15 protein-coding genes, 1 tRNA gene and 1 pseudogene are annotated in these 22413 nt (G+C 71.3%); 11 read left to right on the top strand and 6 right to left on the bottom strand.

Features of this window, described 5'->3' with window-relative positions; all coding sequences use genetic code 11:
• Positions 1–3 precede the first annotated feature (3 nt).
• The 3 genes from eboE to B1H29_RS06190 all read left to right on the top strand — a co-directional run bounded on the left by eboE (position 4) and on the right by B1H29_RS06190 (position 3953).
• A complete protein-coding gene (eboE, locus tag B1H29_RS06200; protein ID WP_055419266.1) occupies positions 4–1176 on the top strand; it encodes a metabolite traffic protein EboE in 1173 nt (390 codons plus the stop codon).
• On the top strand, positions 1173–2606 hold the full coding sequence (locus B1H29_RS06195; protein ID WP_055419265.1) for a nucleotide pyrophosphatase/phosphodiesterase family protein: 1434 nt from the start codon (positions 1173–1175) through the stop codon (positions 2604–2606). Before eboE ends, B1H29_RS06195 begins: the two co-directional genes overlap by 4 nt.
• Before the next feature lie 123 nt (positions 2607–2729).
• Complete coding sequence (locus tag B1H29_RS06190; protein WP_055419264.1) at positions 2730–3953, top strand: sugar phosphate isomerase/epimerase family protein; 1224 nt, start codon at positions 2730–2732, stop codon at positions 3951–3953.
• 128 nt (positions 3954–4081) lie between these two features.
• Here the strand turns inward: B1H29_RS06190 and B1H29_RS06185 are convergent, their stop codons facing one another.
• From B1H29_RS06185 to B1H29_RS06170, 4 genes are all read right to left on the bottom strand, one after another.
• Positions 4082–5470, bottom strand: a complete 1389-nt coding sequence (locus B1H29_RS06185; RefSeq protein WP_055419263.1) for an OFA family MFS transporter — start codon at positions 5468–5470, stop codon at positions 4082–4084.
• A gap of 123 nt (positions 5471–5593) precedes the next feature.
• Positions 5594–7741, bottom strand: coding sequence for an acetate--CoA ligase family protein (locus B1H29_RS06180; protein WP_055419262.1), 2148 nt, complete (start codon positions 7739–7741; stop codon positions 5594–5596).
• Position 7742: 1 nt separating this feature from the next.
• Positions 7743–8975, bottom strand: a complete 1233-nt coding sequence (gene frc / locus B1H29_RS06175; RefSeq protein ID WP_055419261.1) for a formyl-CoA transferase — start codon at positions 8973–8975, stop codon at positions 7743–7745.
• A gap of 11 nt (positions 8976–8986) precedes the next feature.
• Positions 8987–10669 (bottom strand): thiamine pyrophosphate-binding protein, encoded by a 1683-nt coding sequence (locus B1H29_RS06170; protein ID WP_055419930.1) that lies wholly within the window; start codon positions 10667–10669, stop codon positions 8987–8989.
• Positions 10670–10812: 143 nt separating this feature from the next.
• Between B1H29_RS06170 and sucC the strand changes: the two genes are divergently transcribed.
• From sucC to B1H29_RS06155, 3 genes are read left to right on the top strand one after another with little or no spacing between them, the layout of a single operon-like run.
• Positions 10813–11943: an ADP-forming succinate--CoA ligase subunit beta gene (gene sucC / locus B1H29_RS06165; protein ID WP_055419260.1), complete on the top strand. Its 1131-nt coding sequence runs from the start codon at positions 10813–10815 to the stop codon at positions 11941–11943.
• Between the two features lie 14 nt (positions 11944–11957).
• Positions 11958–12860, top strand: a complete 903-nt coding sequence (gene sucD, locus B1H29_RS06160) for a succinate--CoA ligase subunit alpha (RefSeq protein WP_055419259.1) — start codon at positions 11958–11960, stop codon at positions 12858–12860.
• A complete protein-coding gene (locus tag B1H29_RS06155) occupies positions 12857–14416 on the top strand; it encodes an aldehyde dehydrogenase family protein (protein WP_055419258.1) in 1560 nt (519 codons plus the stop codon). Before sucD ends, B1H29_RS06155 begins: the two co-directional genes overlap by 4 nt.
• 40 nt (positions 14417–14456) lie before the next feature.
• Here B1H29_RS06155 and B1H29_RS06150 read toward each other — a convergent pair whose 3' ends face one another.
• Positions 14457–15788, bottom strand: a complete 1332-nt coding sequence (locus B1H29_RS06150; RefSeq protein WP_055419257.1) for a DUF2254 domain-containing protein — start codon at positions 15786–15788, stop codon at positions 14457–14459.
• A 141-nt stretch (positions 15789–15929) separates the two neighbouring features.
• On the opposite strand from B1H29_RS06150, the gene B1H29_RS06145 reads away from it, so the two are divergent.
• Both B1H29_RS06145 and B1H29_RS06140 read left to right on the top strand, forming a co-directional pair.
• Positions 15930–16014: transfer RNA gene (locus B1H29_RS06145), tRNA-Leu, on the top strand.
• A 375-nt stretch (positions 16015–16389) separates the two neighbouring features.
• A pseudogene (locus B1H29_RS06140) lies at positions 16390–17055 on the top strand (GTP-binding protein); the annotation flags it as partial.
• Between the two features lie 301 nt (positions 17056–17356).
• Here B1H29_RS06140 and B1H29_RS06135 read toward each other — a convergent pair.
• Positions 17357–19165, bottom strand: a complete 1809-nt coding sequence (locus tag B1H29_RS06135; RefSeq protein WP_055419256.1) for a hypothetical protein — start codon at positions 19163–19165, stop codon at positions 17357–17359.
• Between the two features lie 252 nt (positions 19166–19417).
• Here B1H29_RS06135 and B1H29_RS06130 point away from each other — a divergent pair, with 252 nt between their 5' ends.
• The 3 genes from B1H29_RS06130 (at position 19418) to B1H29_RS37985 (ending at position 22066) form a co-directional block, all read left to right on the top strand.
• On the top strand, positions 19418–20485 hold the full coding sequence (locus tag B1H29_RS06130; protein WP_055419255.1) for a DUF1996 domain-containing protein: 1068 nt from the start codon (positions 19418–19420) through the stop codon (positions 20483–20485).
• A 265-nt stretch (positions 20486–20750) separates the two neighbouring features.
• Complete coding sequence (locus B1H29_RS06125; protein WP_055419254.1) at positions 20751–21791, top strand: LacI family DNA-binding transcriptional regulator; 1041 nt, start codon at positions 20751–20753, stop codon at positions 21789–21791.
• Between the two features lie 110 nt (positions 21792–21901).
• Positions 21902–22066 (top strand): hypothetical protein, encoded by a 165-nt coding sequence (locus tag B1H29_RS37985; protein WP_159027788.1) that lies wholly within the window; start codon positions 21902–21904, stop codon positions 22064–22066.
• Positions 22067–22413 lie beyond the last annotated feature (347 nt).

Raw genomic sequence — 22413 nt, 5'->3', positions numbered from 1 at the left:
GCCATGCGCTTCCGGCACCCCGACGGCTCCACCGTCCACCTCGCCTACTGCACCAACGTGCACCCGGCCGAGACCCTCGACGGTGTCCTCGCCCAGCTCCGCGACCACTGCGAGCCGGTCCGCCGCCGCCTGGGCCGCGACCGCCTCGGCATCGGGCTGTGGCTCGCCCGCGACGCCGCCCACGCCCTGGTCACCGACCCCGCCGCACTGCGCGGGCTGCGCACCGAACTCGACCGGCGCGGCCTGGAGGTCGTCACCCTCAACGGATTCCCCTACGAGGGCTTCGGCGCCGGAGAGGTCAAGTACCGCGTCTACAAGCCGGACTGGGCCGACCCCGAACGCCTCGACCACACCACCTCCCTGGCCCGCGTCCTCGCCGGTCTGCTGCCCGACGACGTCGCGGACGGCACCATCTCCACCCTGCCGCTCGCCTGGCGCACCGCGTACGACGACACCCGCGCCGACAAGGCCCGCACCGCCCTGGTCACCCTCGCCGAACGCCTCGACGCCCTCGAGGAACTGACCGGCCGCTCCATCCGCGTCGGCCTCGAACCCGAGCCCGGTTGCGTCGTGGAGACCACCCACGACGCCATCGCCCCGCTCACCGCGATCGGCCACGACCGCATCGGCATCTGCGTCGACACCTGCCACCTCGCCACCTCCTTCGAAGACCCGCACACCGCTCTGGACGCCCTCACCGACGCCCGGGTCCCCGTCGTCAAGTCCCAGCTCTCCGCCGCCCTGCACGCCGAACACCCCTCCCTTCCCGAGGTCGGCGAGGCCCTCGCCGACTTCGCCGAACCCCGGTTCCTGCACCAGACCCGCGCCGCCACCTCGGCCGGCCTGCACGGCACCGACGACCTCGACGAGGCTCTGGCGGACGGCGGCCCCCTGCCCGCCACCGTGCCCTGGCGCTCCCACTTCCACGTCCCCCTGCACGCGGCCCCTGCCGCGCCCCTCACCTCCACCCTCCCCGTGCTCGAGGCAACGCTGGCCCGGCTCGTCGGCGGCCCTCACCCGCTCACCCGCCACCTGGAGGTCGAGACCTACACCTGGCAGGCCCTCCCGCCCGAGCTGCGGCCCCGCGCCCGGGCCCAGCTCACCGACGGCATCGCCGCCGAGCTCACCCTCGCCCGCGACCTGTTGACGGACCTCGGCCTCAAGGAACTGCCATGACCCGACCGCTCCCCTCCGACGGCCCGACTCCCTCCGACGGCCCGGCCTCCCCGGACGGCCCCACCCCCCTCCTCGTCCTGGACGTCGTAGGCCTCACCCCCCGTCTCCTCGACCACATGCCCCACCTCAAGAAGCTCGGCCAGTCCGGCTCCCGTGCGCCTCTCGGCACCGTCCTGCCCGCCGTCACCTGCGCCGCCCAGTCCACCTTCCTCACCGGCACCCATCCGTCCGAGCACGGCATCGTCGGCAACGGCTGGTACTTCCGCGAACTGGGTGACGTCCTGCTGTGGCGCCAGCACAACGGTCTCGTCGCCGGCGACAGGCTGTGGGACGCCGCGCGCCGCGCGCACCCCGGTTACACCGTCGCCAACATCTGCTGGTGGTACGCCATGGGCGCGGACACCGACATCACCGTCACCCCCCGTCCCGTCTACTACGCCGACGGCCGCAAGGAACCCGACTGCTACACCCGGCCCCCGGCCCTGCACGACGAACTCACCGACAGACTCGGCACCTTCCCGCTCTTCCACTTCTGGGGACCCGGTGCGGACCTGGTCTCCAGCCAGTGGATCATCGACGCGACCCGGCACATCATGGGCACCCGGCACCCCGACCTGACGCTGTGCTACCTCCCTCACCTCGACTACGACCTGCAGCGCTTCGGCCCCGACGACCCGCGCTCCCTGAAGGCGGCGGCGGACCTGGACGCGGCACTGGCACCGCTCCTCGACGACGCCCGCGCCGAGGGCCGCACCGTCGTCGCGCTGTCCGAGTACGGCATCACCCGCGTGAACCGGCCCGTCGACATCAACCGCGCCCTGCGCCGCGCCGGCCTGCTCGAGGTGCACACGCAGGACGGCATGGAGTACCTCGACCCGATGGCCTCCCGCGCCTTCGCGGTCGCGGACCACCAGATCGCCCATGTCTACGTGCGCCGCCCCGAGGACCTCGACGCCACCCGCGCCGCCCTCGACGGGCTGCCCGGTATCGAGCAGCTCCTCGACGACGAGGGCAAGAAGGCCCAGCACCTCGACCACCCACGCGCCGGCGAGCTCGTCGCCGTCGCGGAGCCGGACGCCTGGTTCACGTACTACTACTGGCTCGACGACGACCGCGCGCCCGACTTCGCGCAGCTCGTCGAGATCCACCGCAAACCCGGCTACGACCCGGTCGAGCTGTTCATGGACCCACTCGACCCCTACGTCAAGGTCAAGGCGGCCGGCGCCCTGGCCCGCAAGAAACTCGGCATGCGCTACCGCATGGCGGTCGTGCCCCTGGACCCCTCACCTATTCGAGGCAGCCATGGCCGCCTCCCCGCGAGCGACGACGACGGTCCGCTCCTCATCTGCTCCACCCCCCGCGCTGTCGGAGACCGCGTCGCGGCCACCGACGTGAAACAACTCCTGCTCCGGCTCGCCGGGCTCGGCTGACGCACCATCGGTCAAGGCACGCGATCCAGCCGATTTCCAGCTACTGAGAGTGAAACACACGGCACTGACAACGGTCCGCCCCAGCCGCATCGGGGCAGGCCACGACCCAGAAGGCAGGCACCCGTGACCCTGTTCTCCGACCCGTCCGCCCGCACCGACGCCTCCTCGGACCCGGCCGTCGACGGCCCGGGCGAAGGCCTGCGCCGCACCCTCGGGGTGGACCGGCGCCGCTTCCTCAGCACCTGCACAGCCGTCGCGGCCGGAGCCGTGGCGGCCGCCCCCGTCTTCGGCGCGGCCCCCGCCCTCGCCCAGGACCGGGGGAGAGACCACGGCCACGGCCACGGCCACGGCCACGGCCACGGCGGGCACGTCCTCGTCCCGGCGGACAAGCGTGGCATCATCCTGTACACCGTCCGTGACGCCACCGGCCGCGACCCCCTCGCCACCGACCTGCCCTCCGGCTTCCGCGAGGTGTTCAAGCAGCTCGCCCGGCACGGGTACCGCCAGGTCGAGTTCGCGGGCTACCGCCAGCACCCCAACGCGCCCGGCGGCGCCGACCTGGAATCGGTCAAGGGCGCCAAGCTGCTGCGCTGCTGGCTCGACGAGTACGGTCTGCGCGCCCAGGGCAACCACGGCTTCATCCCGTCCTCCTGGCCGCTGACCACGGCCGACAAGGACACCTTCAAGAAGCACCTGGAGATCGCCAACATCCTCGGGCTGGACCACATGGGCACCGGTGGCGACCCCACCGGCAGCTCGTACCGCGACGACTGGGACGTGGCCGCCGACAAGTGGAACGCCCTCGGCGCGATAGCCCGCCGGGAGGGCGTCAAGCTCTACACCCACAACCACGACAGCGCCTACGGCTTCCTGCTCGACGGAGGCCCGCTGGACGACCAGGGGCGGCCGACCCGCAGCTCCGGCATCCGGAAGCTGGAGTACTTCCTCAAGATCACCGACCCGAGGGTCGTCTGGCTGGAGATGGACATCTTCTGGGCGCACGTCGCCCAGTACAAGTTCCACACCTACACCGCCCACGACGGTTCCACCCGGAAGGACGTCTTCGACCCGGCCGGCCTGGTCGCCCGCAACAACAAGCGCTACCCGCTGTTCCACGCCAAGGACGGCGTCGTCAGCACGACCAACGGCATGGGCTACGACATGGTGCCCTTCGGGACCGGCGTCATCGACTACACGACGTTCTTCTCGCGGGTCGGGCAGCGGAACTACCACAACCCGATGATCGAGGACGACAACTCCCCGAGCGCCACCGACCCCGCGCAGTCGCTGCGCGAGGCCAAGATCAGCTACGACAACCTGGCGGCCCTGCGCAAGCGGCGCCGCTGACCGTCCCGCACGGCGGCGCGGCGGCGGCCGTTCCCGTGAGACATCCTCGCGGGAACGGCCGCCGCCGTACCGCCGTGCCGCCGGCGTGCCCGCCGCCCGGGCACCCCTGGCCGCACGGCAACGTCATGTCATGCCGATTCCTCGCCGAGCGGTTGCGGGTTGGGCGTGATGCGCTTGGCACGAGGCCGTCCCGGCGGGTGCAGGAACAGCGCCACGAAGCCCGCGAAGATCGATATCGACCCGGCCAGGACGAACGCCCCGGAGTAGTCCCAGGCGCCCACCACGACCGCGCCCATGCCCGAGCCCAGCAGACCGGAGACCAGCTTCGAGGAGTACACCAGCCCGTAGTTGGTGGCGTTGTTGTTCTCCCCGAAGTAGTCGGCGGTCATCGCGGCGAACATCGGGAAGATCGCGCCGCCGCCGAAACCGGAGATCGAGGAGAAGACCAGGAACAGCGGCAGGTTGCCCATGTTGCCGGAGAGCAGGATGCCGTACTGCGACAGTCCGAGGACCATGCAGACGAAGATCAGGCACTGCTTGCGGCCGTAGCGGTCGGACAGCCAGCCGATGACACCGCGGCCCGTGCCGTTGACGATGGCCTTCAGGGACATCGCGGTCGCCACGATGCCGCCCGCGAAGCCGGCCTCGTCACCGAACGGAACCTGGAAGGCGATACCGAAGATGTTCACGCCCGAGGTGCACAGCAGACAGAACCACATCAGGGCCACACGTCCGGTCCGCCACGCCTCCATGGGGGTGTACTGGTGCACGGCGGGCGGGTTCTTCTCCAGCGCGCGCCGGGTGCGCGCGTCGGTGGGCTTCTTGAGCGGGTCCACATCCGCGGGCCACCAGTTCTTCGGCGGGTCCTTGAAGAAGAACCCGGCGAACGCGACGACCCCCGCCAGGAACACACCCACCGAGACCAGCACCCAGCGGAAGTTGGTGCCGTCCATGTAGCCGGTGAAGATGAACACGAACGGCACGGACCCGTAGGCGAATCCGCCGTTGACGAAGCCCGTCTTGCCGCCCTTGCGCTCCGGATACCACTTGGCGACCATGTTCACGCTGGTCGCGTACACCATGCCGGCACCCATGCCGCTGAACATGCCGAACCCGATGTAGGCGACGATCACATGCGGCGCGAACGCGAGCGAGAGATATCCCAGCAGCGTGCCGACGGCGCCGCACATCATCGCCCAGCGGGCCGGCAACCTGCCGCTCTCCCGCAGCTTGCCCGCCGGGAAGGCCACCGCGGCCTGGAAGAAGACCCAGACACCGAGCATCCAGAAGATGTGCGCGCTGCTCCAGCTATGGGCCGTGTGCAGGGTGTCCTCGGCGGACGCGAACGCGTACTCCGCCGAGCTGATGCCCATCATGCCGATCCAGGGCAGGATGACCATCCACTTGCGTTTGCGGCCCATGATGTCGATGTCGGTCTCACCGAGGCGGTAGACGCGTCCGTTGGCGTCGGTCACCTCTCGGTACGGAACCGAGGTCCGCAGGTCGGTCGTTGTCATGTCGTCTCGCACCCCTAGCGTTCGAAAGATCTGGCCAGCGCCCCCTGTCCATTTCCTTTCGTGCGCGCGCGGGTCCTGGGGCCGGCCGACGCGCACCGTCGGCCGGTCCCGTGCTCGCTCAGCTCATGAACCGCCCCCCAACAGCCCCGCCGCCCGCGCCCAGCGGTACTTCGCGCCGAGTACGGCCACCGGCTTCTCGGTGGTGTACGGGTACGCCACGACCCCGTGCTCGAAGAGGTACTGGCTGGCCTCCTCCACCTCCACGTCGCCCGCGAGGGATGCCACCACGGGCTTCTCGACGCCGCGCTCGCGGAACTCGGCCACCACGCGCGCGGTGAGTTCGGCGAACACCATGGGGGGAGTGACGATGGTGTGCCAGTAGCCGAGGACCAACGCGTGGATGCGCGGATCCTCGAGACCGAGCCGGATCGTCGCCTCGTACGTCGACGGCGGCTCGCCCCCGGTGATGTCCACCGGGTTGCCCGCCGCCCCGAACGGCGGGATGAAGGCCCGGAACGCCGTGTCCAGGTCCGGCGGAATCTCCATCAGCGACAGCCCGTTGTCCGTCACCGCGTCCGAGAGCAGCACCCCGCTGCCGCCCGCCCCGGTGATGATCACCACGTTGTCGCCAATGGGGGCGGGCAGCACCGGCAACGCGCGCGCGTACTCCAGCATCTCGCCCAGGCCGGGCGCCCGGACGACCCCGGCCTGCCGCAGGATGTCGTCGTACACGGCGTCGTCCCCGGCGAGCGCCCCGGTGTGCGAGCCGGCGGCCTTCGCCCCCGCCGCGGTCCGCCCCGCCTTCAGCACCACGACCGGCTTCCTCGGCACCGTCGCCCGCGCGGCCTCGACGAACGCGCGCCCGTCCTTGAGGTCCTCCAGGTGCATCGCGATGCACTCGGTGTGCGGGTCCTCGCCGAACCAGGTCAGCAGGTCGTCCTCGTCCAGGTCCGACTTGTTGCCGAGGCCGACGATCGCCGACACACCGGTCTTAGTGGTCCGCGCGAAGCCCAGGATGGCCATCCCGATACCGCCCGACTGCGACGTCAGCGCGACACCGCCCTTGACGTCGTACGGCGTGCAGAACGTGGCGCACAGGTCCTGCCACGTGGAGTAGTAGCCGTAGATGTTCGGGCCCAGCAGCCGGACGCCGTGCCGTTCGGCGATCGCCACGATCTCGTCCTGGAGGGCGTGCTCACCGGTCTCCGCGAAGCCGGACGGGATCAGTACCGCGTTGGGGATCCCCTTGCGCCCCACCTCCTCCAGGGCCCCGGCCACGAACCGCGCGGGGATCGCGAAGACCGCCACATCCACCTCACCGGGAACGTCGGTGACCCTCTTGTACGCCTTGCGGCCCAAGATGTCATCGGCCTTGGGGTTCACCGGATGGATCTCGCCCGCGAAGCCGCCGTCGACGAGGTTGCGCATCACCGAGTTGCCGATCTTCCCCGGCTCACCGGAGGCGCCGATCACCGCGACCGACGAGGGCTGCATCAGCCGGCGCATCGAGGTGAGGATCTCCTCGCGCGTGTACCGGCGCCGCTGCTTGGGCGTCTCGGTCGCGAGGATCACCCTGATGTCGGCGGCGACCGCCCCGTCGGGCGTGGCGATCACCGGGTTCAGGTCCACCTCGGCGATCTCCGGGAAGTCCGCGACGAGTTCGGAGACCCGGCGGATCTGCTCCGCCACCGCCCACCGGTCCACCCCGGCCTGCCCGCGCACCCCGCGCAGCACCTCGGCCGCCCGGATCGAGTCCAGCATGGACAGTGCCTCGTCGGCGTCCACGGGCGCGAGCCGGAACGTGACGTCCTTGAGAACCTCGACCAGCACCCCGCCGAGCCCGAACGCCACCACCTTCCCGAACGTCGGGTCGGTCACCGCGCCGACGATGACCTCCTGCCCCCGCGGCAGCAGCTCCTGTATCTGCACACCCTCGACGCGCGCCGACGCGTCGTACGCACGCGCGTTGTCGACGATCCGGCAGAACGCGGCCCGTACGTCCGCCGCCCCCGCCACCCCGACGACCACTCCGCCGGCGTCGGTCTTGTGCAGGATGTCCGGGGAGACGATCTTCATCACGACCGGTCCGCCGAAGCGCGCCGCACACGCCACCGCCTCGTCGACGTCCCGCGCCAGCTCCTCGCGCGGCACGGCGATCCCGTAGGCGTCGGCGAGCACCTTGCCCTCGGGAGCGGTCAGCGCGGTGCGCCCCTTCGCCCGCACGGAGTCCAGGAGCCCGCGCACCCGCGCCACCCGGTCCTCGGTCGTCACCTCAGATCACCCCGTTCGACTTGAGCAGGCGCAGCTCCTCGTCGCCGAGGCCCAGCTCGCCGACGTAGACCTCTTCGTTGTGCTCGCCGAGCAGCGGCGAACTGATGACCTCCACAGGGGAGTCGGAGAGCTTGAGCGGGCTGCCGACGGTCACGAACTCGCCGCGCTCGGGGTGGGGGACGGTCACCACCATCTCGTTGGCGACCAGGGACCGGTCCTCGATGATCTCCTTGGTGGACAGGATCGGCCCGCAGGGGATGTTGTGCGCGTTGAGCCGCTCCAGCACCTCCCACTTGGGGAGGGTGGACGACCACTCCTCGATGAGCTGGAACATCTTGTTCAGCTTCGGCAGCCGGGCCTGGGGCGTCGCCCACTCGGGGTCCTCGGCGAGCTCGGGCCGGCCGATGAGTTCGCTCAGCGGCTGCCAGCCGACCGGCTGGACGATGACGTACACGTAGTCGTTCGGACCGCCCGGCGCGCACTTGACCGCCCAGCCCGGCTGCCCGCCGCCGGACGCGTTCCCGGACCTGGGAACCTCGTCGCCGAAGTCCTCGTTGGGATATTCGGCGAGTGGACCACGGGTCAGGCGCTGCTGGTCGCGCAGCTTCACCCGGCAGAGGTTGAGCACCGCGTGCTGCATGGCCACGTTCACCCGCTGACCGCGTCCGGTGTGCTCCCGCTGGTACAGCGCCGCGAGGATGCCCGCCACGACGTGCACGCCCGTGCCCGAGTCCCCGATCTGGGCCCCCGTCGCCAGCGGTGGTCCGTCCTCGAAGCCGGTGGTGGACATCGATCCGCCCATGGCCTGCGCGACGACCTCGTACGCCTTGAAGGCGGTGTACGGGCCCTCGCCGAACCCCTTGACGGAGGCGTAGACGATCCGTGGATTGATCTCCCTGATGCGGTCCCAGGTGAAACCCATCCGGTCGACCGCGCCCGGGCCGAAGTTCTCGACCATGACGTCCGAGCGCCGGATCAGCTCGGTGAGGATCTCCTTGCCGCGCTCGGTCTTGGTGTTGAGGGTGATGCTCCGCTTGTTGCAGTTGAGCATCGTGAAGTAGAGGGAGTCGACGTCCGGCAGATCACGCAACTGCTTGCGCGTGATGTCACCGCTCGGCGCCTCCAGTTTGACGACGTCCGCGCCGAGCCAGGCGAGGAGCTGGGTCGCCGAGGGTCCCGACTGGACGTGCGTCATGTCCAGGACGCGGATGCCCTCAAGAGCCTTGGCTGTCATGGGCGGTCACCTCACTTGTACATCGTCTGGTTCATGGTTCCGGGGGCGTACGCGTCCGGGTCGACCCAGACGTTGACCAGGGACGGCTTGCCGGACTCGCGGGCCCGGCGCAGCGCGGGGCCGATGTCGGCGGGATCGCGGACCTCCTCGCCGTGGCCGCCGAGCATGCGCGCGAACTGGTCGTACGGCACGTCGCCGAGGGTGTTGCCGACCCGCTCGCGTTCCTTGCCGTACTTGGCGGCCTGGCCGTAGCGGATCTGGTTCATGGAGGAGTTGTTGCCGACGACGCCGATGAAGGGGAGGTCGTAGCGGACCAGGGTCTCGAAGTCCCATCCGGTGAGCGAGAAGGCGCCGTCGCCGAAGAGGGCGACGACCTCCTTGTCGGGCCGCGCCTGCTTGGCGGCCAGCACGAAGGGGACGCCGACGCCGAGTGTGCCCAGCGGACCCGGGTCCATCCAGTGGCCCGGTGACTTGGGCTGCACGACCTGCCCGGAGAAGGTGACGATGTCGCCGCCGTCGCCGATGTAGACCGAGTCCTCGGTGAGGAAGTCGTTGATCTCGCTGACCAGCCGGTACGGGTGGATGGGGGAGGCGTCCGACCTGAGCTGCGGCAGCCGCTTGTCGAGGGCGCTCTGCTCGGCGGCGCGCAGTTCGTCGAGCCACTCCTTGCGTTTGGACGCGCCGCCGTTCACCCGTCCCGAGGCGGCCTCGGTCACCGACTTCAGGACGAGTCCCGCGTCGCCGACGATCCCGAGGTCGATGTCGCGGTTCTTGCCGACGGTGCGGTAGTCGAGGTCGATCTGCACGACGGTCGCGTCCGGCGACAGCCGCTTGCCGTAGCCCATGCGAAAGTCGAAGGGCGTGCCGACGATGACGATGACGTCGGCGTTCGAGAAGGCGTAGCGGCGTGAGAGCTGGAAGTGGTGCGGGTCGCCGGGCGGGAGGGTGCCGCGTCCGGCGCCGTTCATGTACGCCGGGACGTTCAGCGTGCGGACCAGTTCGACGGCCGTCTCGGTCGCGCGGGTGGTCCACACCTGGCTGCCCAGCAGGATGGCCGGCTTCTCCGCGTGGACCAGCAGGTCGGCGAGGTGCTCGACCGATTCCGGGTCACCGCCCGAGCGGGTCGAGGCGCGGTAGGCCCCGGCCTTCGGGACCCGCGCCTTGTCCACCGCCACCCTGGCGTCCAGTACGTCGCGCGGGATCTCCAGGAAGGAGGGGCCCGGCGCGCCGTGGTAGCACTCGCGGAAGGCCATCGACACCATGTCGGCCGCCCGTGCCGTGTCCGGCACGGTCGCCGCGAACTTGGTGATCGGCGTCATCATGTCCACGTGGGGCAGGTCCTGGAGAGACCCCATCTTGTGCTGGGTGTGCGCGCCCTGTCCGCCGATCAGCAGCATGGGCGACTCGGCGCGGAAGGCGTTGGCGACTCCGGTGACGGCGTCGGTCGTACCGGGCCCCGCGGTGACCACCGCGCAGCCGGGCTTGCCGGTGACGCGGGCGTAACCGTCGGCGGCGTGCGCGGCGACCTGCTCGTGGCGCACGTCGACGACCTCGATGCCCTCGTCGACGCAGCCGTCGTAGATGTCGATGATGTGGCCGCCGCACAGCGTGTAGATGCGGTCGACCCCCTCGGCCTTGAGTGCCTTGGCCACGAGGTGTCCGCCGGAAATGACGTCCTGGGTGTCGTCGGGCATGGCGAAGTCCTGTCCCTTCACGAGGGGTTGGGGCGCTCTCGCAGTACATTGCATACAGTCGACGAATACTGTATGAAGCTTGTTATCCCGCATCCGGTGGGTGGTGTCCAGGGGGCGTGCGGCACTTTCAGTCAGGAGCCGGAATGGACCTGTACGAACACCAGGCAAGGGAACTCTTCGAGGAACACGGCATCGTGGTGCCGAGGGCCGAGGTCACCGACTCGCCCGGACGGGCCCGCGAGATAGCCCGCGCACTCGGCGGACGCGCCGTCGTCAAGGCGCAGGTGAAGACCGGCGGGCGCGGCAAGGCGGGCGGAGTGCGGCTCGCCGCCGACCCGGCCGCGGCCGAGGAGGCGGCACGGCGGATCCTCGGCATGGACATCAAGGGGCACCCGGTCGACACGGTGATGCTTGCCGAACCGGTCGACATCGAGCGCGAGTTCTACGTCTCCTACGTCCTCGACCGCTCGGCCGGTCGCTTCCTCGCGATCGCGTCCGCGGCGGGCGGCACGGAGATCGAGCAGGTCGCGGCCGAGCGGCCCGAGGCCGTGGCGCGCATCCCGGTCGACCCGGCCGTGGGCGTGCACACGGCCATGGCGGTACGCATCGCGGACGCCGCCGGCCTGCCCCCGCAGACCGTCGACGTGCTCGTACGGCTGTGGAAGGTGCTGGTCCGCGAGGACGCGCTGCTCGTCGAGGTCAACCCGCTGGTCAGGACGGCCCAGGGCCGGATCGTGGCCCTCGACGGGAAGGTCACCCTCGACGACAACGCCCGCTTCCGCCGCTCCCGTTGGGGAGACGAGCGGGCGGCGTCCGCCGACCCGCTGGAGGCGCGGGCCGCGGCCAAGGGCCTGAACTACGTCAGGCTCGACGGAGAGGTGGGCGTCATCGGCAACGGCGCGGGTCTGGTCATGTCGACGCTCGACGTGGTCGCCGGCTGCGGTGCCCGGCCCGCCAACTTCCTCGACATCGGCGGCGGCGCCTCCGCCCGGGTCATGGCCGACGGGCTCTCGGTCGTCCTCTCCGACCCCGCCGTGAAGTCCGTCCTCGTCAACGTCTTCGGCGGCATCACAGCCTGCGACGCGGTCGCCGACGGCATCGTCGGCGCCCTGGACGAGGTCCGCCTGACCAAACCGCTCGTCGTACGCCTCGACGGCAACAACGCCGCCCGGGGCCGGGCCCTTCTCGACGCACGCGCGCATCCGCTCGTCGAACAGGTCACCACCATGGACGGCGCCGCCCGCCGTGCCGCCCGACTCGCCACCGCGGCGTAAGGAGACAGGACGACATGGCGATCTACCTCACCAAGGAGAGCAAGGTCCTCGTCCAGGGCATGACCGGTGCCGAGGGCATGAAGCACACCCGCCGCATGCTGGCCGCCGGCACCGACGTGGTCGGCGGCGTCAACCCGCGCAAGCCGGGCCGCACCGTGCACTTCGACGAGCGTGCGGTGCCGGTCTTCGGCTCGGTGCGCGAGGGCATGGAGCGCACCGGCGCGGACGTCACCGTCGTGTTCGTACCGCCCGCCTTCGCCAAGGGCGCGGTCGTCGAGGCCGCCGACGCCGGTCTCGGGCTCGCCGTCGTCATCACCGAGGGCATCCCCGTTCACGACTCCGTCGCCTTCACCGCGTACGCCAGGAGCAGGGGTACCCGGGTCATCGGCCCCAACTGCCCCGGCCTGATCAGCCCCGGCCAGTCCAACGCGGGCATCATCCCGCCCGACATCACCAAGCCCGGCCGCATCGGACTGGTCTCCAAGTCCGGCACCCTCACCTACCAACTGATGCACGAGCTCCGCGACATCGGCTTCTCCACCTGCGTCGGCATCGGCGGCGACCCGGTCGTCGGCACCAGCCACATCGACTGCCTCGCCGCCTTCCAGGACGACCCCGACACCGAACTGATCGTCCTCATCGGCGAGATAGGCGGCGACGCGGAGGAACGCGCTGCGGCCCACATCCGCGACCACGTCACCAAGCCGGTCGTGGGCTACATCGCCGGCTTCACGGCACCCGAGGGCCGGACCATGGGCCACGCCGGCGCGATCGTGTCCGGGTCCTCGGGTACGGCGCGGGCGAAGAAGGACGCGCTGGAAGCGGCCGGAGTACCGGTCGCAAGCACGCCGACCGACGCCGCGCGGCACGTCCTCGCCGTACTCAGCGGCGCGGCACGGAACGGAGCCCCCGCATGACACCCACGGTGTCCTCCTCGCCCGCCCTCACCCTCAAGTCCGGCACCTCCTGGACCGACGCCTGGCAGCGCTGCCTGACCGTCGCCCCCGAGGCGTTCCGGCACGAGCGTGTCCTCAACCTCTGGGACGCCGGCTGGCGGGCGGACGGCCGTGTCCTGCCCGCCACCAGCCCCGTCGACGGTACCCCGATCACCGGCCCGCCCAGGCTGGACGGCGTCACGGCCCACCGGGCCGTACGCGCCTCGCTCGACCAGCACCGCGCCTGGCGTCATGTCCCCCTGCCCGAACGCCGCGCCCGCGTCGCGGCCACCCTCGACGCCCTCGCCCAGCACCGGGAACTGCTCGCGCTGCTGCTCGTCTGGGAGATCGGCAAGCCCTGGCGGCTCGCGCAGGCCGACGTCGACCGGGCCGTCGACGGCGTGCGCTGGTACGTCGACGGCATCGACGAGATGACCGAAGGCCGCGCCCCGCTGGACGGGCCGGTGTCCAACATCGCGAGCTGGAACTACCCGATGAGCGTGCTCGTTCACGCATTGCTGGTACAGGCACTGGCGGGCAACGCGGTCATCGCCAAGACCCCGACCGACGGCGGCGTCGCCTGCCTGACCCTGGCCTGCGCGCTCGCCGCCCGCGAGGGGGTTCCCGTCACCCTCGTCAGCGGCAGCGGAGGCGAGCTGTCCCAGGCGCTGGTGCGGGCGCCCGAGATCGGCTGCGTCTCCTTCGTCGGCGGCCGCGACACCGGGGCCGCCGTCGCCACCGCCGTCGCCGATCTGGGCAAGCGGCACATCCTCGAACAGGAAGGACTCAACACCTGGGGCATCTGGAACTTCACGGACTGGGACGCGCTCACCGCGGTGATCCCGAAGCTCTTCGACTACGGCAAGCAGCGCTGCACGGCATACCCGCGCTTCGTCGTGCAGCGCACGCTGTTCGACGCGTTCCTCGCGGCGTACCTCCCGGCGGTCCGCACCCTGCGCGTCGGACACCCGCTCGCCGTCGAGGCACCGGACGACCCGTACCCGGCGCTCGACTTCGGACCGGTGATCAACGCGGCCAAGGCCAAGGAACTGCGGGACCAGGTCGCCGAGGCCGTCGACCGCGGCGCCGTACCCCTGCACCGCGGCAGCGCGGCCGACGCGCGGTTCCTGTCCGGCCAGGACACCTCGGCCTACGTCCAGCCGGTCACGCTGCTGAACCCGCCCCGGTCCTCGCCGCTGCACCACGCGGAACCCTTCGGCCCGGTCGACACCATCGTCCTGGTCGACACCGAGGCCGAGCTGCTGGCCGCCATGAACGCCTCCAACGGCGCGCTGGTGGCCACCCTGTCCACGGACGACCCGGCGACGTACGACAGGCTGGCGCCGCAGATCCGCGCGTTCAAGGTCGGCCACGGCGTGCCACGCTCCCGCGGTGACCGCGACGAGCTGTTCGGCGGACACGGCGCGTCCTGGCGCGGGGCCTTCGTCGGCGGTGAGCTGCTGGTGCGCGCCGTCACACGGGGGCCGGCGGGGGAGCGGCTGCCCGGGAACTTCCCGGACCACCACCTCATGCCGTGACGGCCGTGCCGCGGACCGGGCACCCGGGACGGTCCGCGGGTCAGCCGATGCCCTGCCGGTCCGGCTGAAGGCCGAAGGCCCGGTCCGCCGGGCTCGGCGCGGACCGCTCGACGGCCTGCCGCAGCAGCGCGCGGTGGCGCAGCAGCGGCTCGCGCCGGTCCGGCGGGGCGAGCAGCAGCAGATCGTCGAGACCGGCCAGCATGCGCCGCGTGACCTGCGGCGTTCGGGCGGCGCAGGCCCGGATCTCGGTGAACCCGAGATCCACCAGCTCGGTCCAGCCCGGCACGGGCTGCACCAGCCGGACCGTCCCGCGCCGGTCCCGGTGCACGACGGCGTCCAGCGGCCGCCGGGACAGGGTGGCCAGGATCTGCACGACGCGGTCCAGGGCCTGCACGGCGGTCGTCGGATCGTTGACCGCGCTCGACAGGGCCCGCAGCGCGATGTCGGAGAGCTGGCGGAGCCCGAACGCCAGGTCCTGGTGGAAGGTGCGCTCCACCCCGACGGACAGGGCGTACCGCAGCGCCCGGCGCGGCGGAGCCTGCCCGCCGTGCACGGCCAGGACGGGGGTGCCGGGCACCAGGAAGTCACCGGTCCGCGGGACCGTCCGCAGCACGACCCCGTGCTTGCGCGCCACCCGTACCAGCCGCGCGATGTGTACGTCCCGCAGCACGCCGGCCTGCCCCTCGTGGGCCACCCACGCGGTCACCGGCCCCAGGGCGGGCGCCTGCCCGTCCTGGGCCGGCAGGGGCATGAGCGCGGCCACCCGGAAGGACTCCGCGGCGATCCGGGCGATCACATGACTGACCCGCATCAGCCGCAGCGTCGTGTTCACGTACATCACGAACAGCAGCAGGCTCAGCGCGACCATGACGAGCGTGAGCACCGACTGCACCAGGGGGGCCGACGCGACCACGAGGGGGTCGGCGCCGCTGTCGTAGGAGGTCAGGACCAGCAGTGTCAGGACGAAGGTGGCGAGAAAGACCGCGAAGGTCGCCTTGGTGATCCGGCTGCGGACGAAGAGCCGCACCACCCGCGGGGTGAACTGCCCGCTCGCCATCTGCACGGCGACCAGCGAGATGCTGAACACCACACCGATGAACGTCATCATCGCCGAGCCGACCGCGGACACCACCGTCTTCGCGTCGTCGGCGAACCTCAGCAGGTCGGCCAGCGTGTCGAAGTCCCCGTCGTCCCGCAGCGACCGGACGAGCGCGGCGTCGAGTTCCTGGGCCACCAGCCACACCACGAAGACGCCCACCATGGCCGCGGTGGGCGCGAACCAGAACGTGTCCCGCAGATGCTCCCTGAGCGGCGACAACGCCCGCGGCCGACGACGCGGAAGCGGGGTCTGGGTAACCATCCAGTCACTCATGGTGCGACCTTAGGACCAGCGGGGCCGCCGGGCCCGGACCGCCGCTCAGGGGAAGGAAACGCAGGTGAAAGGCGCTGCGAAACCTTGGTATGGTTGTCCATGTCGCCGCGGGGAGCACCTCCGCACCGCGACAGGCACCTGGTCCGGGTGGCGGAATGGCAGACGCGCTAGCTTGAGGTGCTAGTGCCCTTTATCGGGCGTGGGGGTTCAAGTCCCCCCTCGGACACAAGATCGGGCAGAAGCGAGATGCCGGTCGGGAGACATCCCGGCCGGCATCTCGCGTTGTGCGGGCATCGCAGTGCCGTGGAAAAGCCCATGCGGTGTCCCTCGCCGTCTCCCTACACTCACCACGACACCGAGACCGAGTGAGGGGAGCCGGGCCGTGCGTATCCGCACCACCGCCGTCGTTCCCCCGTCCCGGTACGAGGTGATCCTCGTGTCCTCGGCCGTCCGGTGTCCGCTGCGCGGCCGGCACCGGATGCCCGCGACGAGCATCTGACGCACCGGCACGCCCGCCCTCCCGCGGTGGGCCGTCGAGCCGCTCCGCCCTCGTCCCGGGAATCGCGCCGCCCTGTTCACAGACAGCGAAAGGCCACGGGCCGTGCGCACCCACACCAACCCCCTCACCACCGTCCGCAACCTGGGCATCCTCGCCCATGTCGACGCCGGCAAGACCACCGTCACCGAGCGGATCCTCTACGCCACCGGCACCACCCACAAGCGGGGCGAGGTCCACGACGGCACGACCGTCACCGACTTCGATCCGCAGGAGCGCGATCGCGGCATCACCATCTTCGCCGCGGCCGTCACTTGCTCCTGGGACGGTCACCGGATCAACCTCATCGACACCCCGGGGCACGTCGACTTCGCCGACGAGGTCGAGCGCTCCCTGCGGGTGCTGGACGGCGCGGTCGCCGTCTTCGACGCGGTCGCCGGCGTGGAACCGCAGAGCGAGTCGGTGTGGCGGCAGGCCGACCGGCACGGCGTACCGAGGATCGCGTTCGTCAACAAGATGGACCGCGCGGGCGCCGACCTCGACGGCGCCGTCGCCTCGATCCGCGAGCGGCTGCACCCGGTACCCCTGGTCGTGCAGTTGCCGATCGGCGCCGAGGACGGCTTCACCGGCGTCGTCGACCTGGTCCGCATGCGCGCCCTGGTGTGGGCCGACGGCGCGGAGACGGCCGAGGTGGGGCCGGTGCCCGACGCCCTGCGCGAGGAGGCGGCACACCGGCGGCGACTACGCGACGCTGCTGCGCAGCCGCACCCAGGGCCGCGGCACCTTCACGGCCCGGCCCACCGGCTACGCGCCGGCGCCCGCCGCCGTCGCGACGCCGGCGCGGTAGCGTGCCGGGCCGCCCCCTGCGACCGGCAGGTTCGAGGAGGCGGCCCCGTACCGGCCGCGAGAGGCGACAGCCCCGTACCGGCGCCGGGTCCGGGGCCCGGGGCTGCGCCGGGGGTACGGCGTCGGGCCGGGGGTACGGTGCCGGGCCGGAACTACCGTGCCGGGCCAGAAGTGCGGTGCCGCGCCGGGGGCACCGGATCAGGCGCGTCAGACGTGCGGCTCCGGGTCAGGGATACGACACCACCGTCGACGGCACGGTCGACGTCCCCGAGGTGGGCGCACCCGTGTCGTTGATGACGCACTCGTACTGCCCGTTGCCGCCCAGGGACACGACCAGCAGCCCGTGGAAGCGGACGCCGGACCGGTTCGGCGCGGCGAAGCCGTGGTGCTGCACGATGGACGGGTTCACGTTGTAGTAGCAGTAGCTGCCCAGACCCCAGCCCTCGTGCTCGGTGACGTGGTCGCCGACCTTGTAGGCGGCGTAGCCCTTGACGGAGCCGTTCTGGATGGCGGCCTGGTCGGGGGCGTCGTAGGCCTTCTCGTTCTGGAAGAAGACGGTGCGGCCCCGCTGGCCGTTCCACCGCACGTCGTACTTGTTGAAGTGCTCGACGAACAGTCCGGTGGCCAGCACGTCGTCGCCGTTCACCACGACGCCGTAGTCGGCCCGGTTGGTCTCCCAGCCGACCCCGTCTCCGTGGTCGGCCCGCCAGACCCAGGTGTGGTCCACGATGGTGTGCCTGCTGTTGATCACCATGCTGGTGGTGGCCTTGCCGGGGCCCGCCCCGCCGATCCGGATGAACACGTCCTGGACGGTAGTCGGGTTGGCCGAGTGGTCCCTGGACGCGCCCTGGGGGCCGACCTCCAGCAGCGTCGTGGAGTTGACGGGACCGGCGTCGACGAGGAACCCGGCCAGCCGTACGCCGTCCACGTCAGCCACCTTCAGGGCCGTGACACCGTTGTCGGGGATCAGCGTGGCGTAACCCAGGCCCAGGACCACCGCGTTCGCCCGTTTCACCTCGACCGTCCCGTCGAGGTGGTAGATCCCCGGCGTCAGCAGCAGGTTGAGTCCTTCCTCCAACGCCTGGTTGAGCGTGGCCGCCGGGACGCCGGGCCTGGCGACGTAGAACCGTGACAGCGGCAGGGAGGTGCCGCGCGGGGTGCCGTTGCCCCAGGAGACGCCGCGGGCGTCGGTGCGCTTCTCCGGCAGGAAGACGCGGTACTCCTCGCCGTCCAGGTAGAGGAAGGGCTTCTCACGGGAGACGGGTGTGGTGTCCAGGGTGGTGTACGGCGGGTCGGGGAAGCTCTGCGCGGGCGCGCCCTCCACGCCGGAGAAGACCATGTTCCAGACGGCGTTGAGCCATCCGCCGACCGAGCTGTCCCGGGTGTACCACTGCTGCTGCGAGTACGGGCCGACCTGACCGTCGATCCGGCTGTCGGCGATGTAGCCACCGCTCGCCCAGCCGTAACCGTCGGGGGCGAGGTTGAGGCCGCCGCGTATGTGCATCCGCCGGAAGGGGGCCGCCTGGGAGACCGCCCAGCGGTTGGTGCCGTTGACCGGCACCAGGGCGAGGTTCTCCGCCGAGCGCCAGAAGTTCTGGGTGGCGTTGCCGTCGAACCAGCCGGCGTCGACCGTGACGTCGCCGTTGATGGTGGTGTCGTCGGGGGAGAGGCCGAGACCCGCGATGGAGGTGTAGAAGCCGAGCTGGGCGTTGAGGCCGTTGTACGTGCCGGGCTTGAACAGCAGGGCGTAGCGCCCGGTGCCGAACTGCGCCGACTCCTGCTGCCGGAAGATCTCGTCCAGTCTGCCCTGGATGTTCGCGGTGGACGGGTCGAAGACGATGACGTTCGGCCCGAGGTCGCCGCCGCCGGGGAGGGCTCGGGGGCGCCGGCGGGGGCGGTCGGCGGAGGCCGCGGAAGCGGACCCGGCGCCGGCCAGTCCGGCCAGCACGGGCGCCGCGGCGGCCGCCCCGAGGACGGCGCGCCGCCGCACCCCGGTTGGCTCGGGAGCGGAGGACTGTGTGGGGGAGGAGGACATGGGGGGCGACTCTCCTTGTTCGGAAAATGAACGAAGTGGGGGTGGGGGAGCGCTCTCTGGGTGTGCATGCTTCATCTGCCTCCACGGCACGTCAATAGTTGCGACCGTCTCTGGTGCGCCGTGTTCAACAAGTGGGCGCAATGCGCCTGTTGATCCTTCGGTCGGATCCCTTGACACCTTCCCGTCGCGGCCTCAACACTCCGAGTGGGAGAGCGCTCTCCGAAACTTCCCCGACCCTCCCAGGAGGTCTCCATGCCACGGAGATCGAAAGTCCTGTCCGGCACCCTCGTCGCAAGCGCGCTGCTTCTGATTTCGATCGGCGTCGGCGGCCTCGCCGTGAACGCCGGTGCCGCGACACCGCCCGTGCACGCCGGCCACGCCATGGCGGCACCCACCGCATCCTCGCCCGAGGACCCGGACGGCGACGGCTACATCCCCGCGAATCCGCCGGTCACCGGCGTCACCCCGTCCACCGAGGAGCCCCCGCACCGCTACTTCCACGAGTTCCAGGCCAACTGCGCGGTCAGCCACACCAAGCCGGACGACCCGATCGTCTACCCGCAGCAGCCCGGCAAGTCGCACGACCACACGTTCATGGGCAACACGACGACCGACGCGAACAGCACCACCGCCTCGCTCGACGCGGGGAGCACCACCTGCCTCGCACCCGGCGACCGGTCGGCGTACTGGATGCCGACCATGTACGACGGCGATCGCCCGGTACTGCCGGTCGGCCCGCAGGTCATCTACTACAAGGCCGGTGTCACCGACTACACCAGCGTGCGGCCCTTCCCGAAGGGGCTGCGCTACGTCGTCGGCAGCCCGATGCAGAGCGCCCAGGAGTTCCGCGACCACCCGGGCTTCGTCGAGGGCTGGGAGTGCGGCGACAGCTTCTTCAACACCGACTTCCCGGCCGACTGCCCCGAGCGCCAGGACGTCCAGGTCAACATCCGTTTCCAGGCACCCAGTTGCTGGGACGGGAAGAACCTGGACACGCCCGACCACAAGAGTCACATGGCGTATCCGGTGGTCAACCCCGGGACCAACAACAACATCTGCCCGGCCGGCCACCCGGTCGCCCTGCCGATGATCGAGTTCAAGATGGCCTTCCCGGTCAACGGCGACCTCTCACAGGTACGACTGGCCAGTGGCGCGAGCTACTCGTTCCACTACGACTTCTTCAACGCCTGGGACGAGCCGACCCTCGGGGCACTGGTCGGCCACTGCATCGTCGGTGGCCTGCAGTGCGACGCGCGCGGCTACGACCAGACCCACCCGGAGGCCGGAGCAGCGCTGAACGAGCAGTACGAACTGCCCTGACCCCGCCGGCCCGCGAGACCGGCCCGGCCGTCCGTGCCCCGACGGCCGGGCCGCCCTCGTTCGACGGCCGGGCCGCCCTCCCCTGTCGGCTGGGGTGCCATTCTCGTCGGCCGGGGCGTCCCCGACGGCTGTCACCGCATCGTGTACGGCACCGCACAGGGGAAGGGGCGGGCGGGGTGAGCGGAACGCCGCCGTCCTACTGCCCTGGGTGACGGCGGGGAGAGCGCTCTACCACCCGCCCGACCCGGCCGGTTAAGGTGCGGTCATGAGCAGACAGGCCCCGACCCTGGAGGACGTGGCCCGGGAAGCCGGCGTGTCCCGGGCCACCGTCTCGCGGGTGGTCAACGGCGTTCGCAACGTGGACCCGGCCATCCAGGACCTGGTCCGGCGGGCCATCGATCGGACCGGGTACGCGCCCAACCAGGCCGCCCGGCAACTGGTCACCCGGCGCACCACGACCGTGGCCCTGGTGGTGTCCGGCGCGGGGGACGCCTCGGAGACGGAGCGGAACGCCTTCGCCACGCGAGTGTTCGCCGACCCCTTCTTCGGCCGGATCGTCGGCGGCGTGGTCGGGCATCTGAGGCCGCGCTCGATGCATCCGGTGCTGATGTTCGCGGAGACGCCCGGGGCCCGGCAGGAGGTCGTGGCGTACCTCAGGCAGGGCGGCGCGGACGGCGCGCTCGTCGTGTCCACGCACCCCGACGACCCGCTGCCCGCGCTGCTCGCCGGCGCCCGACTGCCGGCGGTGCTGTTCGCCCGGCCCGGACGCCCGGTACCGCTCAGCTACGTCGACCTCGCCCACCGCGACGGCGGCCGGCTCGCGGCCGAGCACCTGCTGGAGCAGGGCTGCCGGCGCATGGCCACCGTCACGGGGCCCCTGGCTGTCGCGGCGAGCCAGGAGCGCCTGGCCGGGTTCCGGGACGCTCTCGCCCGGCACGGACACCCCTGCGTTCCGGTGGCCGAGGGCGGCTTCACGGTCGACAGCGGCATGGCGGCGATGACGTCCTTGCTCGCCGAGCATCCCGGACTGGACGGGGTGTTCGCCGCCAACGACCTGATGGCGCAGGGTGTCATCCAGGTACTGCGGGACCACGGACGCCGGGTGCCGGGGGACGTCGCGGTCATCGGCTTCGACGACTCCAGCGTGGCCGTGACCTGCCGGCCCCGGCTGACCACCGTCCGGCAACCGGTGGAGGAGATGGCGGCCACGATGGCCCGTCTCCTCGACGAACACATCAAGGGCGAGCGCGCCGAGCCGACGTCGATGATCTTCGATCCGGAGCTGGTGGTACGGGACTCGGCGTAGCCGCGGCACCGCCGGGGGGAGCGGGCACGGCTTCGGCAGCCGTGCCGGCGCGTGCGTCGGAAGAAGGCGGTACGGCATATTCCGCTGAACTGGACGGAATAATCGCATACATGTCAAAGGGGACGCGTACAGCGCTGATCACCGTCCTTCTGGTCTGGAGCGTGTTCGCCTACCCGTGGTTCGACAAGGGCTGCGACATCGCGGAGGCGTACACAGCGGTCCTGAAGTACGGGGTGCCGGAGGGGCTTGAACCCCTGCCGGCCTGCTACGGCTGAGAGGCGGGGCGGGGCCCCCGAATGGAGGGGGAGGGGGGAGCGGCGTGCCGGTCGTCAAGCCAGTGCCGAGAGCGGGGGGCCGAGGGCGGAGGGGCGAGGGCGGAGGGCCGAGGGGCGACGGGCGGCGAACAGGCGGCCGGGCTGGGATACGGACCATGCACGGTGCCGCCGGGCCCCTGAAGAGGGCCAGGCCTCGGGAAGGGCCGGGCTCCGGCGGGGGCCGGGTTCAGGGAAGGCCGGGCCTGGGAAAGCCCAGGGCTTCGGGTAGGGCCGGGGTCCGGAAAGCACCGGGCTCCGGGATGGGCCGGGCTTGAGGGAGCCTGGGGCTCCGGGGTGGGCCGGGCTCG

Source organism: Streptomyces pactum (assembly GCF_002005225.1).
Taxonomy (GTDB): Bacteria; Actinomycetota; Actinomycetes; order Streptomycetales; family Streptomycetaceae; genus Streptomyces; species Streptomyces pactum_A.
The sequence above is the reverse complement of the archived record's forward strand: the minus strand, read 5'-3'. Positions and strand labels throughout refer to the sequence as shown.

Excerpts from the sequence above, each read along its gene's own strand:
- eboE (WP_055419266.1), top strand. The coding sequence starts at position 4 with ATGCGCTTCCGGCACCCCGACGGCTCCACCGTCCACCTCGCCTACTGC.
- B1H29_RS06195 (WP_055419265.1), top strand. The coding sequence starts at position 1,173 with ATGACCCGACCGCTCCCCTCCGACGGCCCGACTCCCTCCGACGGCCCG.
- B1H29_RS06185 (WP_055419263.1), bottom strand. The coding sequence starts at position 5,470 with ATGACAACGACCGACCTGCGGACCTCGGTTCCGTACCGAGAGGTGACC.
- frc (WP_055419261.1), bottom strand. The coding sequence starts at position 8,975 with ATGACAGCCAAGGCTCTTGAGGGCATCCGCGTCCTGGACATGACGCAC.
- B1H29_RS06170 (WP_055419930.1), bottom strand. The coding sequence starts at position 10,669 with ATGCCCGACGACACCCAGGACGTCATTTCCGGCGGACACCTCGTGGCC.
- sucC (WP_055419260.1), top strand. The coding sequence starts at position 10,813 with ATGGACCTGTACGAACACCAGGCAAGGGAACTCTTCGAGGAACACGGC.
- sucD (WP_055419259.1), top strand. The coding sequence starts at position 11,958 with ATGGCGATCTACCTCACCAAGGAGAGCAAGGTCCTCGTCCAGGGCATG.
- B1H29_RS06155 (WP_055419258.1), top strand. The coding sequence starts at position 12,857 with ATGACACCCACGGTGTCCTCCTCGCCCGCCCTCACCCTCAAGTCCGGC.
- B1H29_RS06150 (WP_055419257.1), bottom strand. The coding sequence starts at position 15,788 with ATGAGTGACTGGATGGTTACCCAGACCCCGCTTCCGCGTCGTCGGCCG.
- B1H29_RS06135 (WP_055419256.1), bottom strand. The coding sequence starts at position 19,165 with ATGTCCTCCTCCCCCACACAGTCCTCCGCTCCCGAGCCAACCGGGGTG.
- B1H29_RS06130 (WP_055419255.1), top strand. The coding sequence starts at position 19,418 with ATGCCACGGAGATCGAAAGTCCTGTCCGGCACCCTCGTCGCAAGCGCG.
- B1H29_RS06125 (WP_055419254.1), top strand. The coding sequence starts at position 20,751 with ATGAGCAGACAGGCCCCGACCCTGGAGGACGTGGCCCGGGAAGCCGGC.
- B1H29_RS37985 (WP_159027788.1), top strand. The coding sequence starts at position 21,902 with ATGTCAAAGGGGACGCGTACAGCGCTGATCACCGTCCTTCTGGTCTGG.